This window comes from Psychrobacillus sp. FSL K6-1415 (assembly GCF_038003185.1).
GTDB lineage: Bacteria > Bacillota > Bacilli > Bacillales_A > Planococcaceae > Psychrobacillus > Psychrobacillus psychrodurans.
The window spans coordinates 342,420-360,805 of sequence record NZ_JBBOOQ010000001.1 but is presented as its reverse complement, the minus strand read 5'-3'; the positions used below and the strand labels follow the sequence as shown (position 1 = coordinate 360,805).

General features: G+C 35.2%; 17 protein-coding genes and 1 pseudogene. 4 read left to right on the top strand and 14 right to left on the bottom strand.

Going from position 1 to position 18,386, the window contains the following annotated elements:
* Positions 1-36: 36 nt before the first annotated feature.
* Together MKY60_RS01800 and MKY60_RS01795 are read right to left on the bottom strand one after the other, a co-directional pair.
* Positions 37-504, bottom strand: a complete 468-nt coding sequence (locus MKY60_RS01800; protein WP_340928374.1) for a DUF6985 domain-containing protein — start codon at positions 502-504, stop codon at positions 37-39.
* Positions 501-1,028, bottom strand: a pseudogene (locus MKY60_RS01795) (HNH endonuclease); the annotation flags it as partial. The gene MKY60_RS01800 and the pseudogene MKY60_RS01795, both read right to left, overlap by 4 nt.
* A 469-nt stretch (positions 1,029-1,497) precedes the next feature.
* On the opposite strand from MKY60_RS01795, the gene MKY60_RS01790 reads away from it, so the two are divergent.
* Together MKY60_RS01790 and MKY60_RS01785 are read left to right on the top strand one after the other, a co-directional pair.
* Complete coding sequence (locus tag MKY60_RS01790) at positions 1,498-2,526, top strand: HAMP domain-containing sensor histidine kinase (RefSeq protein ID WP_340928371.1); 1,029 nt, start codon at positions 1,498-1,500, stop codon at positions 2,524-2,526.
* Positions 2,527-2,572: 46 nt separating this feature from the next.
* A complete protein-coding gene (locus tag MKY60_RS01785) occupies positions 2,573-3,871 on the top strand; it encodes a HAMP domain-containing sensor histidine kinase (RefSeq protein WP_340928369.1) in 1,299 nt (432 codons plus the stop codon).
* 23 nt (positions 3,872-3,894) lie between these two features.
* Here the strand turns inward: MKY60_RS01785 and MKY60_RS01780 are convergent, their stop codons facing one another.
* The 4 genes from MKY60_RS01780 to MKY60_RS21160 form a co-directional block, all read right to left on the bottom strand.
* Entirely contained in the window at positions 3,895-4,275 is a 381-nt protein-coding gene (locus MKY60_RS01780) for a hypothetical protein (protein WP_340928366.1), read from the bottom strand.
* A gap of 66 nt (positions 4,276-4,341) precedes the next feature.
* Positions 4,342-4,671, bottom strand: a complete 330-nt coding sequence (locus MKY60_RS01775; protein WP_090565079.1) for a hypothetical protein — start codon at positions 4,669-4,671, stop codon at positions 4,342-4,344.
* A 175-nt stretch (positions 4,672-4,846) separates the two neighbouring features.
* The gene (locus tag MKY60_RS01770; RefSeq protein WP_269915890.1) at positions 4,847-5,782 is read right to left on the bottom strand and encodes an alpha/beta hydrolase; all 936 of its coding nucleotides are present in this window, start codon (positions 5,780-5,782) and stop codon (positions 4,847-4,849) included.
* Between the two features lie 408 nt (positions 5,783-6,190).
* The gene (locus MKY60_RS21160) at positions 6,191-6,373 is read right to left on the bottom strand and encodes a methyltransferase domain-containing protein (protein WP_445677996.1); all 183 of its coding nucleotides are present in this window, start codon (positions 6,371-6,373) and stop codon (positions 6,191-6,193) included.
* Between the two features lie 368 nt (positions 6,374-6,741).
* Between MKY60_RS21160 and MKY60_RS01765 the strand changes: the two genes are divergently transcribed.
* Both MKY60_RS01765 and MKY60_RS01760 read left to right on the top strand, forming a co-directional pair.
* Positions 6,742-8,733, top strand: coding sequence for a catalase (locus MKY60_RS01765; RefSeq protein WP_445677995.1), 1,992 nt, complete (start codon positions 6,742-6,744; stop codon positions 8,731-8,733).
* A 304-nt stretch (positions 8,734-9,037) separates the two neighbouring features.
* Entirely contained in the window at positions 9,038-10,273 is a 1,236-nt protein-coding gene (locus tag MKY60_RS01760) for a mechanosensitive ion channel family protein (protein ID WP_340928362.1), read from the top strand.
* 79 nt (positions 10,274-10,352) lie between these two features.
* Here the strand turns inward: MKY60_RS01760 and MKY60_RS01755 are convergent, their stop codons facing one another.
* From MKY60_RS01755 to MKY60_RS01720, 8 genes are all read right to left on the bottom strand, one after another.
* Entirely contained in the window at positions 10,353-11,102 is a 750-nt protein-coding gene (locus MKY60_RS01755) for an amino acid ABC transporter ATP-binding protein (RefSeq protein WP_245402386.1), read from the bottom strand.
* Between the two features lie 43 nt (positions 11,103-11,145).
* Entirely contained in the window at positions 11,146-11,802 is a 657-nt protein-coding gene (locus MKY60_RS01750) for an amino acid ABC transporter permease (RefSeq protein WP_093496663.1), read from the bottom strand.
* A gap of 38 nt (positions 11,803-11,840) precedes the next feature.
* Positions 11,841-13,004 (bottom strand): saccharopine dehydrogenase family protein, encoded by a 1,164-nt coding sequence (locus MKY60_RS01745; protein ID WP_340928357.1) that lies wholly within the window; start codon positions 13,002-13,004, stop codon positions 11,841-11,843.
* 38 nt (positions 13,005-13,042) lie between these two features.
* Entirely contained in the window at positions 13,043-13,825 is a 783-nt protein-coding gene (locus MKY60_RS01740; RefSeq protein ID WP_340928355.1) for a transporter substrate-binding domain-containing protein, read from the bottom strand.
* Between the two features lie 637 nt (positions 13,826-14,462).
* The gene (locus MKY60_RS01735) at positions 14,463-14,828 is read right to left on the bottom strand and encodes an immunity 22 family protein (protein WP_340928352.1); all 366 of its coding nucleotides are present in this window, start codon (positions 14,826-14,828) and stop codon (positions 14,463-14,465) included.
* A 12-nt stretch (positions 14,829-14,840) separates the two neighbouring features.
* Positions 14,841-15,134 carry a recombinase family protein gene (locus tag MKY60_RS01730; RefSeq protein WP_340878808.1) on the bottom strand — a complete coding sequence of 98 codons (294 nt, stop codon included), beginning with the start codon at positions 15,132-15,134 and terminating at the stop codon, positions 14,841-14,843.
* A 689-nt stretch (positions 15,135-15,823) separates the two neighbouring features.
* Complete coding sequence (locus tag MKY60_RS01725; protein WP_340928351.1) at positions 15,824-16,297, bottom strand: SMI1/KNR4 family protein; 474 nt, start codon at positions 16,295-16,297, stop codon at positions 15,824-15,826.
* Positions 16,298-16,318: 21 nt separating this feature from the next.
* Positions 16,319-18,076 carry a T7SS effector LXG polymorphic toxin gene (locus MKY60_RS01720; RefSeq protein WP_340931058.1) on the bottom strand — a complete coding sequence of 586 codons (1,758 nt, stop codon included), beginning with the start codon at positions 18,074-18,076 and terminating at the stop codon, positions 16,319-16,321.
* Positions 18,077-18,386 lie beyond the last annotated feature (310 nt).

Sequence of the window (18,386 nt, the reverse complement as noted above, 5' to 3'; positions counted from 1 at the left end):
CAGAACCTGGTACCCTAATCTTACAAATAGTAATATTTAAATTGCAACATCTTGATAACCGACTTCTCTTACTTTCTCATTCAATAATCGAAGTCCCAATCCATTTTCTGTATCCCAAGTACAATTAAATGTAATTCCGACATGGCGGGCTTCAAAAATATCAGCATATGGAATAATAATTCCATCTAAACTTATCATTTCAAGTATTTGATCAGTAGTTTCAACAATTGGATAATTTTCATTTAATTCAACATCATAACCTAATTCTTGTCGCTTTTGATTGTAATAATTTAGGATGGAATCTAATAAACTTAGTTGTAAATCATTCCACTTACCCATCAATGATTGGTATGCCGTATATTGACCTTCATCAAACTGCTCATCAACTTCACCATCTATTATTAAATCTAGTTCAGTTGTATTTCTAAAGAAATCTAAAGTAATAACTCTTGACCAGCCATATTCATACTCAAGTTCACCAAAAATCGCATCATTTATAGTCATTTTATAATCTCCTCACTTTGTTTATTGGCAAAACCCCCAGGTTCGAAAGCTCCCGCATTTATCTCCCCTACACCACCCAGGTTTCCAAATTCACTATTTATTTTTGTTGGTACAAGTTGCATTTTTTTAACATCATTCAACTCATGCCATGTAAAATTATCTATTTCTCGGTATTTTTTTATATCTCTTGCGCTGATTTTATCATTCCAAATTGCTTTGCTAATTCTGAGGAACCATTAAGTTGATCAGCTAATTTTTGATCTGATTGTGTAAAATTAGTTCTTCTAGCTTTTCCTCCATAGACACTCTTTCCACCTAGCATATAATTAATTTCTACTTGAGCTTTTGCTACTGGTGAAAAATCTGGAATTCCATTTTTATAATGAATCCCAGTAATACCAGCTTCGTCTAATATTTTCTTCACTTCCGGATCTGGTGGTGGTTTAAGAGTACTTAGAGATTCACCCCTAACCCCTTCAAAAACCAATCTTCTCATTAACTTCCTCTGGCGTTTGATTAATTCTTGGTTTAATAAAGCCTCCCAAAATCTTTATAAATACCTATAATAATGATTTATAGTTATAAAATCCCTGCGTTGTTTTTAATTTGAGGAAAGAGAGTTAAGAATCTGGTCAATTCATTAGCCTTTTCTGCCACTTTTAAACAAATCCCCCTATGAATCTTCTGAATATTCATTGAAAAATATTGTGCATTCCACATTCTTTCGTTAATATTAATTTATAAAATTATTAGGAGAGATATATATTGGGAATTATAACAATGCATTTTCTATTTAATCTTTCGTTACTAATGATTTTATTTTTTGTTTTTTTTCTATTAGATAAGAGAGTCGGTAGTATCCATTTACATAAACGAGCGGGATTATTTTATTTTGTTTTTTCGTTAGTAATTTGTACTGTATTTTCTTATCCCATACAAAGTGAGTATGTTCTGGATCTGAGGATAATTCCTTTTTTATTGGGTGGCTTATATTTGAGGTTCAGTCCTATACTAGGATTTTTGGTTATTCTATTTCGGGCATTCCATGGAATAGACGTTGGATTCTTTATAGCAGTTGCATTTTATACCGTGTTTAGTTTTTTTATATGGTATATTTCTCCTTGGTTTTTAAAACTCACTTCTAATATACGAATACTTTTTTCCACTGGTATTACTTTACTGATAAGTGTTGGTATCTTATTCACTATAGCATTAAACAAAGTATCTCCTGACCAATTTATAGATATATTCATCGCCTATGTGATAGTCCCTCCACTTGGGGTTGCCATTATTTCTTCCACCATTGAAATAAGAGAAAAGAATCAACAGTTGCAACAACAGTTAGTAATCGAAGAAAAGTTGGCTGCAGTCGAACAAATGGGGGCTGCAATATCTCATGAAATTAGAAATCCGTTAACTACAGCAATTGGATTTATTGAGCTCCTCGACCAAGTTTCTCTTGATAATAATAAAAGAACCAAATATATCTCCATTATAAAAGATGAATTAGATTCTGCAGAAGGTATCATACAAGATTACTTAACCTTTTCTAAACCAATTATTGAATCAATAGAAGAACTAGATATTCAGAATGAACTTACGCATATTTTAAAATTACTACATCCTCTGGCTAATTATCATTCAGTAAAGGTTTCTACTGATTTTTCTACCTATGGAACAATCCAAGGGGACAGATCGAAATTCCACCAATGCTTCATTAATATTATAAGGAATTCAATCGAATCCATGCCTTATGGCGGTGCATTATTGATCAAGACAATTGCTACCCAGAATAAGATAACTATTTCTATACAAGATACTGGAACAGGATTGAGCAAGGATCAAATTAACCATCTAGGAGAACCACACTATTCTCCGAAGGGACCTAAGGGAACTGGTCTTAGCATGATGGTTGCTTACAGTATATTACGTGCTATGAAAGGAACAATTGAAGTTCAAAGTGAGATTGGCAAAGGCACCATCTCCCTATTTCATTTTAAGCTCCATAAAACTAAGGTATAGAGAAGATGAATCTTTTTACATAAAATAGTCTTGGAGGAATAATATCTTGGAATTAACAGTATATTTCTTTTTCAACTTATCCTTATTAATTGTAATACTTTTTTTGGGAGTTTTATGGGCAGAAAAGTCAAAAAGATTTTGGTCTCACCAAGCTATTTTCATCAGCCTTTTAATAATTAGTTTAATGCTTTGTTTTATTTTTACTTATCGTATAGAAGGCAGTAATGTCGTTTTTGATTTAAGAAAAATTCCGTTCATTGTCGGCAGTTTATATATCGGTTTTGGTCCTTTTTTCGCTGCATTCATTATGCTCGTAAGAGGTTTTTTTGGAATTGATTATGGGTTTTGGATGACGGTACTTTATTATGGAGGGCTTGCTATTCTTTTTTGGCGAATCTCTTCATGGTTTTTAAAACAATCTCCCAAGCAGCGAGTTCTTTTTTCCGTAGGCGTAACATTTCTGTTCAGTTTTGCCCAAACTTTTACAATGGGAATTTGGCACTTACCTCATAGTAGTACCGAGGTTTGGTTTGCTTATTTAGTCATTCAACCCATTGGAGTCGGAATCATTTCTTATATTATTGAAGAAATTATTATGACTATTCAATTGCGCCAACGGACTATGAAATCCAAACGGCTAGAGGCCGTTGAACGAATGGGTGCAGCTATTAGTCATGAAATTCGTAACCCCTTGACAGCAGCAATTGGTTTTGTTCAACTTTTGCAAAATGACTCTATTTCAAAAGAAAACTATACTCAATACCTTTCCATTATTAAAAACGAGCTAAAATCTGCTGAAAGAGTCATTCAAGAGTATTTGAATTTCTCTAATCCTGAAATTAAATCGATGGAACCCCTACTTCTTCAGGAAGAACTAGAACAAGTAGTTCAATTGCTACAACCATTGGCAAAGCGAAATTCGGTCAAAATAGTTTCTATGTTTTCACCAGGAGAGGAGATTGAAGGAGACAAACAAAAATTTCATCAATGCTTAGTAAATATCATGAAAAATGCAATAGAAGCAATGCCAAAAGGAGGAATTTTAACGGTAGAAACGGAGAGCACACAAACAACTGTAAGTATTCTCATTAAAGATACTGGCTCAGGTATGACACTTGAACAGGTGACCCGTTTAGGTGAGCCTTATTATTCAACAAAAGGAAGTAAGGGGACAGGTCTCGGCATTACGGTAGTGTATAGTATCGTACGTGCTATGAATGGTACGATTCATGTAGAAAGTAAAATTGGAGAAGGAACGACATTTAAATTTACATTTCCTTCCTTATCACCTATTTTTCTAGAACCAGAAACCAAGGAAACTGAGAAAGAACTGGTTATGAGTTGATAAGTGCTCATTACAAGTCTATTTTAATAGTTAAAATGTGATGGTATTTTAACTAGCGTATAATCAGTCGTCCACTTCTGAGTCGTAACTATCAAAATTTTTCCTTGTTTATCAAAGAAAAGCCCACTCCCATCTTTTCGTTTGAAAATCCAACCATGCTGAATGACCATTTTCTTAGTAATTTCATCTGCCACATTTGTACTTCGTTCATTTATGATATACCATTCATAACCATTTTCGTCTGATAATTTAACAATTTGTTCATTAGAATCATTTAGCTTTTCTATTACTTCCTTCTTGTTAATACTTTCCATAGGAAGTGTAGGGTAGCAGAGTTTGTTGTAGAATACGATTGCTCCCAAAAGTAAAATGATCAACCCGATTGCAAATAACGATTTCTTCATAAAACACCTCTATATAGGGGTTATAGTGTTCAGAACTGTTTAAGTTCCCTATGTGCCAAACAAATATTAACGCCGAGTACGATTTTCTTTTTTGATTCTCGAAATTCTATAAATTTGATTGCTTACCGGCATCGCTTTAAAACGATTATAGAACATTGGGAGAACGAGACCCACATAATCATCTAAAAACTTGTTATCCATTCTTTCTTCTATGAGCACTCTATATTTAACTAAAGCACTTACGATTAGTTTTTCGTTTGGTTCAGACATACTAATCGTCTCTATATGTTGAATCGACCGAGTCTTGGATCGCAAAACCTTTTCAACTTTTTTTACATAATCTTTCGTATTTTTTACTTCCACTAACATATTTACTACTGTTATTACTTCAATCATTATTAGTCCTCCATGCTAGAATCGCTGATACTTTTTACTAATGGTAGCATATTATATCATCAGTAAAACGTATAGAGAAAACTCCTCGACTTTAGTATTACATAATAATTAATAACTGAAGTTTTCACTAATAATTAGCTATAGTAACAACTTTAGCGGTAGGTACCACGCTTATTCAATCATTTGCAAATGATTTGGTAAAATCATTAACATATTTACTCATTTCCTTGTATTGAGTCCAGTGTAGATAATGATGTCCTTCTAAAGGAACAAGTTTATGTAGAGAAATATTACGTAATTCCGATTGATAAAAAGTTATATTTGATTTGCCTTCCTCATTTACCTTCCCATCGTTCGTCGTAAAGATCATAACAGGCAAATCTGAAGGAAATGACATATTACGTGTTTCTTCAATGTTATTTTTTATTTCATTTGCTTCATTTACTATATTTTTGTTATACCCTCTCTGTGCGGACAGGATTTTGGTCATTTTTATATTTTTTTCCGAATAAGTTCCTTCGTTTGCTATGGGAAGGAAGTCTTCGGGACTTAAATATAATGCCAATCTAGCAATTCCAGTTGGGGCGATGTAACTCATATATTTGGGCATTGTTGGAACAGATTCATCAAAGTACTCCAAGGCATTAGGTAACGTCGGATCGATTCCTATAATAGCTTTAATTTCCTCTGGGTATTTATTCGCGTAATACATACTATATATCCCAGAAATAGAATGAGGCATTAATATATATGGACCCTCGATATTCAATTTTATTAAAGCTGTTCTTAGTTCTCCTACTATACTCTCCACTGTACGATTCTTATCAGTAAGGTCGCTCCAGCCATAACCGAAAGGCTCTACAACAACTACTTTATTACTTTTTGACATCTCATCAATCAAAGGCTCAAAATCCAACACAGGTGCGGTCGTTCCTAAACCACTTAACAAGACAATTGTATCTTGGCCTTCACCCTTCGTATATACATGTATATTCTTTCCATCTACTTCTACTAACTCTCCTAATTCGGGGTATTTCTTTTGTTCATATGCAGCCATAACTTGATGGATTGTAATCCATATAAGGAATAAAGCAGCTAATGCTAAAACCACGTTTCTAATAATAATCCTAAATCTAAATCTTTTCTTGGTTTTCACTATTCTTCACTGCTTTCATATATAAATTTGTACTAGATTGAAAGGCAAAATCGTTCTGTCTTTATATTACGATTAATATTTTTTTTAGTTTCCTCCCCCATTATTTTGACCATAAAAAAACGAGGGAATTTCTCCTCGCTTATCTTCTTTATGCAATTGTATATGTGATTAAGAACAATAGTTTTTTATTTTTCTCTAATAATACTTTTCTTCTAAATTACTTTTCTTTCTGCGCTCTTACAATCATAAAGTAAGCATTTTTCATAAGCTTTTCATACTTTTCTGGTTCTTCCTCTTTAAATGCTTTTGTAGGTTGCGGTTCGATTAACTTTTCCAGCGAAAAATACGTTATGGTTTCATTAACTATCTCATGGAGTGGTCGACGATAGTACGGAACCTCAACGAGTTTCCATTCACTGACATTTTTATATCCATAAATGGGTGGTGTACAGAAAAAAGCAAGCTCCCATTAGGTTTTAGTATTCTTTGAAACTCGCTAAAAGGCTTGCTCCAATCCTTTATGTAGTGAAGAACTAAGGAGCTTATAATTATTACATCAAACGTTTCATCTTCAAAGGGCAGCTGTTTCTTCTAAGTCCACACATAATATCTTTGCTTTTTCTCCGCCCATTCTTTTAGTTGCTTCAACCATTCTAGGGCTAATATCAGTGGCTGTAACGTCAGCACTGAATGTGTCCCTGTGTAAGAAACAAACATGAAATTTTAAACATTCACGATTGTTTGAATTAACGTGAATGTTCCTTACACAGGGTCCGGATTCTAAGCTACAAAGGAAATACATATAGTATACATAAAGCGCAGACGCGGCGTAGTTTGTTAGATGGAAGGAGGATTACTTGGATAGGTCATCGTCAGATCAAAACAAAAAGGAACGACAGTTAGAAGAATTTCGGATGAACAATGATGGGAAAAAGCTCACAACCAATCAAGGCCTTAGAGTATCCAACGATGAGGAATCATTGAAGGCTGGTATACGCGGTCCGACACTCATGGAGGACTTTCACCTTCGTGAGAAAATTACCCATTTCGACCATGAGCGAATACCTGAGCGAGTAGTGCATGCTAGAGGATACGCTGCTCATGGAGAATTCGAATTGTATGAATCGATGGCGGAATTCACTAAAGCAGGATTTTTACAAACAGCCGGAACAAAAACCCCTGTATTTACACGGTTTTCAAATGTAGTAGGGAGCTTGGGATCCTCTGATACAGTTCGTGACGTTCGTGGATTTGCAATCAAATTTTATACGGAAGAAGGGAATTATGATTTAGTTGGAAACAATATTCCCGTATTTTTTATTCAAGACGCGATGAAGTTTCCAGATTTGATACATGCGGTTAAACCAGAACCTCATAATGAAATGCCACAAGCGGCTTCTGCTCATGATACATTCTGGGATTTTATCGCAAATAATCAGGAATCAGCCCATATGATTATGTGGCATATGTCTGATCGCACATTACCGAAGAATTACCGAGTAATGGAAGGCTTTGGGGTAAACACATTTCGATTTGTCAATGAAGCGGGAGTATCCAGATTTGTGAAGTTCCATTGGAAACCTGTTTTGGGTGTACATTCGCTCGTATGGGACGAAGCACAGAAAATATCTGGGAAAGATCCTGACTTTCAACGACGCGATCTATGGGAATCAATAGAAAATGGCAATTTTGCCGAGTATGAACTTGGTGTGCAACTAATAGACCAAGCAGATGAATTCAAGTTCACTTTCGATATTCTTGATGCAACCAAAATTTGGCCTGAAGAGATTGTACCTGTAAAAATAATTGGGAAGATGACGCTAAATCGAAATGTGGACAATGTTTTTGCAGAAACAGAACAAGTAGCATTTCACCCAGGAAATCTTGTACCAGGTATAGACTTTACGAATGACCCACTTTTACAGGGGCGGCTGTTTTCTTATATAGATACACAGTTACTCCGTCTTGGTGGCCCGAATTTTACGGAAATTCCAATCAACCGTCCTGTTTGCCCGTTCCATAATAATCAGCGAAATGGTTTTAGTCGCCAGACGATAAATGTTGGGCAAGTAAGTTACCACAAAAATTCACTCGCGAATAATACACCTTCCACAAGTTCTGCCGAAGAAGGTGGTTTTGTACATTACGCTGAAAAAGTAGAAGGACGCGTCATTCAAGCAAGAAGTGAATCATTCAAGGATCACTTTTCGCAAGCGAGACTTTTCTGGAACAGTATGTCACCTCCAGAAAAACAGCATATTATTGATGCATTTTCTTTTGAAGTTGGAAAAGTTAACAGCCGCGATGTAAGACAACAGGTGGTAGATATGTTCGTTCAAGTAGATCAAGCAATGGCAAACACTATCGCGGATAACTTAGGAGTAAATAGACCGACCGGGGAGCAATCCCAAGTCACTGCTTCCTCTCCCGCACTAAGTCAGGCAAACACTATAAAAGTGCCCCAAACTTTGAAGGTCGCTGTACTCATTGGCAACGGATTTAATCTTCCAGAAGTGGAAATGACCATAAAAACACTAAGACGTTATGGGGTAGATTATACAATTGTAAGCGAAAAATTCGGGGTTATTAGAAGCTCTGAAGGACAAAAAGTAAGGGTAAATGAAACATTTCTTACAACCGCTCCTGTACTGTTTGATTCCTTGTATGTGGTCGGGGGAAAAGCTAACAACCAAGCAAAGTTATACTCTGATATCGCCTATTTTATAGATGAAGCATATAAACATTATAAACCGATAGGTATAGCGACTTCTGGAGTTCCTTTTTTCAATGCTTCTAATGCAAAAGCAGGACCTGGAATTGAATTTGCTTCAAGCAATCCCGAATTGGGGAAAGCATTTGTAAATATAATCGCTCAGCAACGATTCTGGAATAGAGATATCTACTAAACTGATCTTTGGTACCATGTTCTAAGTAATTTAGACAATTGTACACTGTTGAATAGAATAACTAAATGAGTGAAAGCCTTGTAGAGAGATTTCTGCAGGGTTTTTCAGATTTTAATAGCACCCTGTGTAAGAAACAAACATGAAAGTTTAAACATTCATGTTTATTGGAAATATCACGAATGTTTCCTACACAGGGACGAAGATTAGTTTTTTCTGATACAATAATAATTATCTCATTTCACTTGTTACAAATATGAGCTGCGCATTAGGATACCGATATAATATATACAATGAGGTGAAATATATGGATTACATTCATAACCAACTATTAAAACTAGACATGGATTCCACCTTAGCAGGGTACCTTTCCATTATTATTATGTTTCTTTTAATAGTTCTTATCTGTATTATTGCTAATTTTATTACGAAAAAGGTAGTAATCAGGATAATCTCTAAAATCGTGAAAAACACTAAATTCCGATGGGATGATATGCTTTTGGAAAGGAAGGTTTTTCATAAGCTATCGCATATCGTTCCAGCGATTATTATTTACTTCTTTGCTTCCGCCTTTCCAGAACCCCTTAAATATTTAATCCAAAAGGTTGCAATAGCATATTTAATAATTATGGGGTTAGTCATTATTAGTAGTGCTTTAAATGCTATGAATGATATTTATCAAACCTATGAAGTATCTAGAACCAAGCCTATTAAAGGGTATATTCAAGTCGTTAAAATTGTAATCATAACGCTTGGGATCATTCTGGTGATCGCGAACCTTATAGGGAAAAGCCCGCTTCTTCTTCTAAGTGGAATTGGGGCACTCTCTGCAGTGTTCATGTTGGTTTTTAAAGATTCTTTATTAGGTCTTGTTGCGGGGATTCAGTTGTCGACCAATGATATGGTTCAAGTTGGGGACTGGATTGAAATGCCAAAGTATGGTGCAGACGGAGACATTATTGATATTTCCCTAAATACAGTCAAGGTGCAAAACTTTGATAAAACTATTACAATGATTCCAAGTTATGCTCTAATATCCGATTCTTTTATAAATTGGCGTGGGATGCAAAACTCTGGAGGACGACGGATCAAACGTTCATTATTTATCGATAAGAACAGTATTTCATTTTGTACTGAAGAGATGATTGATAACTTTAAAAATATCCACTACCTTTCGGATTATGTAACTCATAGGGAAAGTGAAATTACAGAATACAATACAAGAAATAAAATTAATCAGAGTAATCGAGTGAATGGAAGGGCTCTTACAAATATTGGTGTGTTTAGAGCATATATTAGCAACTATCTTCGTCATCATCCTGGAATCAATCAGGAAATGACTTTAATGGTTAGGCAATTAGCCCCAACCGAGAACGGTTTACCATTAGAGATATATGCATTTACCAACGATATACAATGGGCAGTGTACGAAACGGTTCAAGCAGATATCTTTGACCATCTTCTCGCCGTAGCACCGGAGTTTGGAATTCACCTTTTCCAGAATCCAACCGGAAATGATTTTAAAAAAATTACTGATATATGAGTTAAATAAACTTATAAATTGAAACAGGTGTAGAAAAACGTATCTTTTCTACACCTGTTTTTTGCTGACTTCATTATTTTTACTCAACTATCGACAAGAACTGTTTTGTTCTTTCTTCTTTTGGTTTAAGGAAAATTTCTTCTGATGTTCCTTGTTCAACTATTACTCCATTATCCATAAAAATGACTCGATCCGCGACATCTTTAGCAAAGCTCATTTCATGTGTCACAATGATCATCGTCATTCCTTCTCGCGCTAAATCTTTAATAACCTGTAGAACTTCTTTCACAAGCTCTGGATCTAATGCAGATGTAGGCTCATCATAAAGCATAACCATCGGATTTAATGCTAGCGACCGAGCAATTGCGACTCTTTGCTGTTGTCCGCCTGACAACTGAGCTGGGTAGTAATCACATCTATCTCCAAGACCAACTTTTGTCAGAAGAGCCTTCGCTAATATTCTAGCTTCTTCTAATTTGGTTCCATGAATAATTATTGGTCCTTCCATAACATTTTCGATGGCAGTTTTATGTGGAAATAGATTGAACGATTGAAATACGAACCCGGTTTTCTTCCTTAGTTCTCTAATTTCTTTTTTTCGTTGGCGATTTGCTTTTCCACCTGAATCTATTTGGAATTCCCCAATACGAATAATACCCTCCGTTGGCTCCTCTAAGAAATTTAAACATCGCAGTAAGGTAGATTTCCCTGAGCCGCTTGGTCCCATAATTACAACCACTTCACTTTTAGCTATTGTTAAATCTATACCTTGTAATACCTCATTCGTTCCAAAGCTTTTTTTCAAATTATTAATTTGAATGATACTCATGGACATCTCCTATCATTCGTATTTAAGGGTGCCGATGCTGTACTTATCGAACCAAATATTTTGATGTACGAATTTCTAATTTATCTAAAATGGTTGTGAAGAAAGTTATTAATATCCAGTAAATAGCCGCAGCTAGTAAATAGATTGTTAGGGGTTCAAATGTTTTGGCAATGATCAAACTCGACATTTGCAGTAGTTCAGTTACCGTTATAACAGAGACCAGCGAGGTATCTTTGATAAGCACAATAAATGTGTTTGATAAGGTAGGAATAGCTATTCGAAGACTCTGCGGAAGAATAATTCTCCTTAATGCTTGCGAGTATGTCATTCCCATTGATAGTGATGCTTCCATTTGACCATTGTCTACAGCAAGTATTGATGCCCTAAAGGATTCTGATAAATAAGCACCAGCATTTAAACTCAATGCCACTACACCAGAAGATATCGGGTCTAAAGAAATACCAATTTGCGGTAACCCATAGTAAATAACAAAAATCTGAACAAGAAGAGGAGTTCCACGAATAATTGAAACATAGGCCGTTGCAATTCCGTTTAATATTCTTACTTTTACTATTCTTACGATCGCAGCGAAAAATCCAATAACAAGTGCTATTATAATGGATACCGCAGCCAATAAAACGGTCATCAAAGTTGCCTGAAGTAAAGATGGCAATGAATCAATAATTATCGTAACATCCATACATCAACCTCCTTTCCGACGAATTACAAGGTTGATAATCACTTAGAGTAAATATCTTCTTTAAAGTCTATTTGAATTCCTAGATTGTTTAGTTCCTCCATAAATGGATGGAAGTTTTCTCTAATGATTAAGCTCTCTACCGGTACAACACCTGCACCTGTCTCTATAATTTTTTTACTAGCAATCCATTTTGCCATTATAGCTGCAGGAATTGCCGTAGTTTTAGCCATGGATGTGATGTTTCGTTCATAATCGTATAAGTCAACCATTTCCCATGTAAATTTGGTTAGTATGCCATCCCTTATTCCACTTACTTCCACTCTTAACACCGTTACATCTTCATGAGAAGCACCAAGCATTTTAGGTGCTAGAACTCGCTCTGCAAATGCTCGTGGTGTTATTGTAATTCCAGCTACCGTAATAGGATTATTATCGAGAAATCCTAGTTCTCCTAAAACATTCATTTTGTCCCAATGGCCCGGATACCTAACCGTTTTTTCGTATAGGTTTTTCACTTTATCTTTTAGAATATAAGCAGTGCTATGCGCATCCGTAATAACAGCTTCACAGTTACCAACTGGCTGAGGGAATGTCATCTTTTCTAATCCTGATAAAGGAGATAGTTCTACAAGTTGTCCATTTTCAACCGCGATAGCGGGTTTTGTATAAAGACCTAGCACACTTTCTAGTCGAAAAACGACTTGATACCACAAAGGGGGAACTGGATGTCTTGGAATTCCACCACAAATCATAGTCGCTTCTTCTGCTTCATCTAGCATCTCAATTCCTTGAGCCGCTAAGAAGTTCGTTATTCCAGGAGCTACTCCACAGCCTGGAACGATAATTACACCTGCATCCCTGGCTGTTTCATGTAATTCTATTTTTTCTTTGAACATAGATCCTACCAAATCTACTAAATGACATTTGGTTTCTATCGCTGCTTTTATAGTAACTAGGCTCAAAGAGTGGGGAAGACAAGCAACCGCCACATCGCCATCCTTCAACACTTCAGCTATATCATCTTTTGTTTCTAATGAAGCAACTTTCCCAATAACTTTAGGACTATTGGAGTTTTCTAAACATCTATCAATACTCTCTTGTCGCACGTCTACCGCTGTGATTAAGTCAATTTCCGTGAATTTTGCAAGTTCACTTACGACCGTTGTTCCAATCATCCCTGTACCTAAAACTATAATATGCAAAGGTTATTTCCTCCTTATTATGTTTACACTTTTGTTATTTATTGTTCAACAGGATCTGATCCAAACCATTTTTTATATATTTCGTTATAAGTTCCATCCTCTTTCATCTCACTTAATGCCTCATTTACCTTCTCAACAAAATCTGCGTTACCTTTGTTAACTGCCATTCCAACTTCATCCACCTTGAGAATGTCGCTCGCAACTTTTATCGGCAGATTATTTTCTTTAATGTTATAACTTACTAACAGTTGGTCATTAATAATGACATCTAATCTTTCATTTTTAAGATCTTCTAAATAATCACTAAAAGCTTTATATAATTTAACGTCTGCACCTTCCACACTGTTCGCGATTTCTTCAAAGGTAGTTCCACCACCAACACCAACTTTTTTACCTTTAATATCTTCGAGTTTACTAATATCGTTTGTTTCCTCACGTGTGATTAACACAGAGCCTGTAATAACGTATGGATCCGTGAAATCTACACTTTTTTTCCTTTCCTCTGTTACAGTCATCTGCCCAATGATAATATCGAATTTATCTGCCTTTAAACCACCTATTAAGCCTTCCCATTTGGATGTTATAAAGTTGGCTTTCACACCTAATCTTTTCGCAATTTCATTTGAAATATCTACATCAAAACCTGTTAATTCACCATTGTCATCTAAATAGTTAAATGGTGGATACGTTCCCTCAAAAGCAACATTCAGGACTTCAGTCTTTTCCATACGATCAAGTACTTTTCCTCCCCCAAACCCGCAACCTGTAACAATACTCATGACAAGTAATGTAATAACGGTCAAAACAATATTCTTCTTCAACGCTTGTCCCCCTTTATCATGTAAAATAACGAGAAATCGCCAAAATTCATTTTGGAAAACCAACTCCCTTTCAGACAATGTATTCTTTATGGTCGTCTTTTATTATCAGATAACTTAATAAAACAACATCCTAGTTTTAAATAAACAATTATAATCACGAAATAAACAAAATCCCGTAGGAACAGTTTTAGTTGTTCCTACGGGATTTTATTTGCATGGAAATACTTAACGATAACTTTTAATCATTTATATCTCTTGTAAAACCTAAAAATGAAAGGGTCAGATTGTAATATAATTATAAATTTACCGGAATGTAGAAATAATGTACTATATTATATAGTAAAACTGTCAAGTTCTTCTTCCCAAAATTCACCCTCTGTTAAAGTTGCTTCGTCAATATAATGAATAGTTTAATGTTTAATTTCATATGAATCTATGCGGCTTTAGCAATACATTCAACCCCTTTACCGATACAAATTTATTGTGTATCGGTAAAGTAACAAGGAGAAGAGGAAGGGAAATTCCTTGCCAATTTCAATCAACTAAAGGAATTCCTAAAAAACGTGACCTTTCACAACGTGGGGTATATCAATCTCTTTGCCTGGAGACTTACTAATTAGAACCTTTAAGAGTTATTTTATTCATAATTTGTAGTAGCAATAAAATCAAAAGCACCTGTTGAACTAATTTCATTTTTATATTCAAAATTATATATTAAAATTACTGCATTATATGATTTCTTTAGGTTTATACTTTTCTGGATTTTTGAGATGACAATTTCTTCATACGAACAGCCATCTAATAATGCTGAAATATCACTACTACCATTCTTATAGAACACTTTTTCTATAGTATCCTCATTTGCATCGTCCATATCAATATTAAAATCGATAAAAAATTGGGAAGGGACAGACTCATCATACGTTAAATCAACATACTCTCGTATTGAGTCCTCATCGTTAATATTCCCTAACCAAATTAAATCCCATCCTTGTTTTTCCATTATAGTATCCTCCTACTTTAATCTTAGACCTTGCGGTAAAGACGATACTCCACCCTCTAATTTATTATTAGCCCAATTATTAAGTCGTCTAACAAATGTATCATAGTCGCTAGAAGTATCTATTATTGCTAAAAATTCATTATGTGCTTTACTTGAGCCTAATGAAAATTGGGAGTCATTAACGGAAATCAAGTTTAAGCCTTGTTCCTTACAATATGCTTTAATTTCCTCTTCTTGATATTTCCAGCTATATCCATCACTTGCCTGCCCTTGAGTCGAGACCCGTATATACCCAACAACGTTCAACTTTTCACCCTCCCGTTACATAAATTGTAATTTTCGTAACGCTTTTTTTATGAATAGCGAGTATTATACGACCGTCTCTAGTAAAAATACAACCCAATTTTTGTCTGCCCTATTGCTAAACTAGGAACTTTCTTATGTAACCTAACGTTTATCGCCACGAACTTTGTCATTCTCGTTAGTTTTTCATCCATTCCCTGTCATAACTACCCCTGCCATATTATCGTACTTTTCTTACTATCCAAGTATTAAAACGATACTCCTTGATGGTACAACCATCATGAGCTTTCGATTTTCATGTAAATCATTTTCTTTTTGTCTCACTCAAAAATCCTCACTTTCTTTTTACTAGATTTATGTATCTGTATCGTTTAGCACTACGAGCTTTGTCATTGTTGTCTTTAGTTTGTGGTTTTGTAGTATAATAAGTCCTCTTTGAATGTAAAATGTAGTCTCACCTATTTATCTTATTATTTTCACAAACACAGTATTAAAACAGAATGCCTTGATGGTATAACCATCATGAGTTATGAATTTTCATTAGCATTTTTCATGTAGACCCAAGCATAAATTTCTCACAAAAAACAAAAAGCACCTGTTGCCTATTAGACAATCAAGTGCTTAAAGTAAATTAAATAAGTGTTACTAACTTAAGGGCATTATATCAAGGTTTAGATACTACCGACAAGTATCTATTCTGTTAACATATTTAGAAATTCTTCAAAGCTATTACTTACAATATATGTTATAGGATTTAAATCTGAAGACTCTTCATGATTCCAAACGCATACAATAGGCTCTTCAACATTGTTACGATAGTCTAAGCAAACAAAGTCACCTGCAAATAAAACAGCTATTGGTAGCAGTTCAGTACCTACTAAATTTTCATCAAAAACAATTCTTTCGTCTAGTTGTGTTCTAACTACTCCTATATCGTAATACTCATCATCTCTTTCCCCGGTTACTTTTAAAATACATAAAAACCTATCAATCGCATAAATATGGCTAATACACTTAAAACTATCCTTTATAGGAGTACTACCATTATATTTTTTTATAAATTCTTTATACGTCTCTGGTAAATTTATTCTCCACTTACCTTCCTTTTCAGAAAGCAAAGTATCGTCCGGCAAGGGATAAATTATTGAACCATCCTTAAATTCCATTTCTATACCTCCTCAATATTATTATCTTGGAGCGTCGGCCCACATACCTTTTGTCCTTCCACCATTATGAGGTGTAATATTATGAATACCAAAGGGGACTAGCTCCATTTTACCAGGAACCTCCGTATGATGCCACGTTATCCCTTTTCTTGTACCACCTATTTGTTCGTCTAACCACTTAAACTGTTCTTTATCCGATAACTTCCAAAATCTCTCTGGTAGCTGAACAGTCTCTTCTACAACACCTGCACTTGCAAAGTCGGCAAATCCATACCTCATACTATCTGCTTTTGTAACCTTTATTTCAGGAATATGTCCTTTTTCTATAGCCATTTCTTTTATCTTTCTTTTTTGAGCAGAAGACAAGCTATCTCCACCCGGAATAGTATCATCCCAAGACCAAGGTTTGTTTAAATCAACATGTTCTTTATATACTTTTGCATAGTCTTCAATGACTTCATCAAATTTCTTGTTACCATTTATAAAATCATCAATATTTCTTAAATTAGTTTCACTAACTCCCTTATCTTTAACCGTACCCTTACTAGTATTCTTTGCCTTTTCTCCACTTTTCAACAAATCAAGTCCAGTATCCGCAATCTTTATTGGTTTACCAAATGTAAATAGAGCTGCGGCTAATCGCTCGTTTACAGTAGAATCTGGACCAAACATAGTAACGAGGTCCTCAGTATAGAAGTCGAAGGCAAACATACCAATTGGTGCTAGTCCATCTGGTGTTCCAGATCCATTCCCACCAACAACTTTTCTCATTCCTTCAAAAGTATGTAGGTATTCACCTGTTAGCGGGTCGATTAGGGTATCTGAACGGTAGTTACCGAAATCAGGGTGTTTCGCCAACTCAGCATAAATCACCTTTAGTTCTTCATCTACTATATTTGTGTCATTTACTTTATCCTGCCTGTCGCTTTGTACGGACGACAATCTAGCAAAAGCTAATGTTTCAGGCCCAAAAAGAATACTTGGACGATGGATTAGTCCACCGTAGCCAAAACGAATTGGATTCGTGCTAGACATAAAGGTTTTGAACATCAAATTTAACTGACTTTCTTTAGATAGTTTGTTCGAAATTCCAGCAATCGATGTTGTATGAATTATCAGGTCAGTCTGAAACCTATTACGTGAAGTCAACTTCGCCCAGTGATTTTGTTGAAAGTCGATATCCGTAAGATTACTGTTAAACATTTCTTCCATGTTTTGGATCCATGTATCCATTGCATGCATGTCTTGCTCGAATGGTAGTAAAGCGGCTGTCTGGGTTGCATCAAATTCTTGTAGCCTACTTACTGTATCGTCCCTCTTTCTTTTCGCATTTAGAACACTTTCCTGTACTCCACTATCATTTAGATGTGGAAGGACCACGATATCACTTACCTGGTCCATAATACTGTTTGACTCATTTGTTAGATTTTCAGTCAGTTGTGCAATTGTAGTAAGCCCCTGCTCTACCTCACCTTCAAGAAATTGCTCGACGATATGACCAGACGTATCTGGTTCGAGTGCATATAGAGCGTTTTCCATTTGTTGAAGCACTTGCTTATAACCAGCGGCAGAAACGAGGAAGTATTGGAGTAAAGGTAGATGACATTCCGCATAGAAAGCCCGAATGGCATTACCTCCTTCTCCCTTAAGTTCGTCTTCCATCCCTACTAATCCTTCTACTGTACGCTGAATTGTTTCTACCTCGCTTTCAAGCCTGTCCAACATTGCTATACTTCGCTTGAGTCCATCTTGAAATAAATCTACGTCTAATATTTTCATAGGCACACCTTTAACTCTTCTTGTCTAGAGAAAAAATCAAAGTAATACCTGCCTACACCATTATATGATATCTTCCTTTCTTGAAACATTAAATTCCTCCTCATCCCCTTATTAGTATAATATTCCATTTTTTACACAGTAGGTAAAGGTGGAAGTATATAATTTTAGTAAAATGAATCGTAGGGCGGGTTAATATGACACCCAAAGCATTACTAATGTTTTAGAAGAATTTACATAATGATTTATAAATATCTACATAAGTAGGTCAAACTTCCCCCGATTAATAAAATAGCCATGGACTGCTATCATC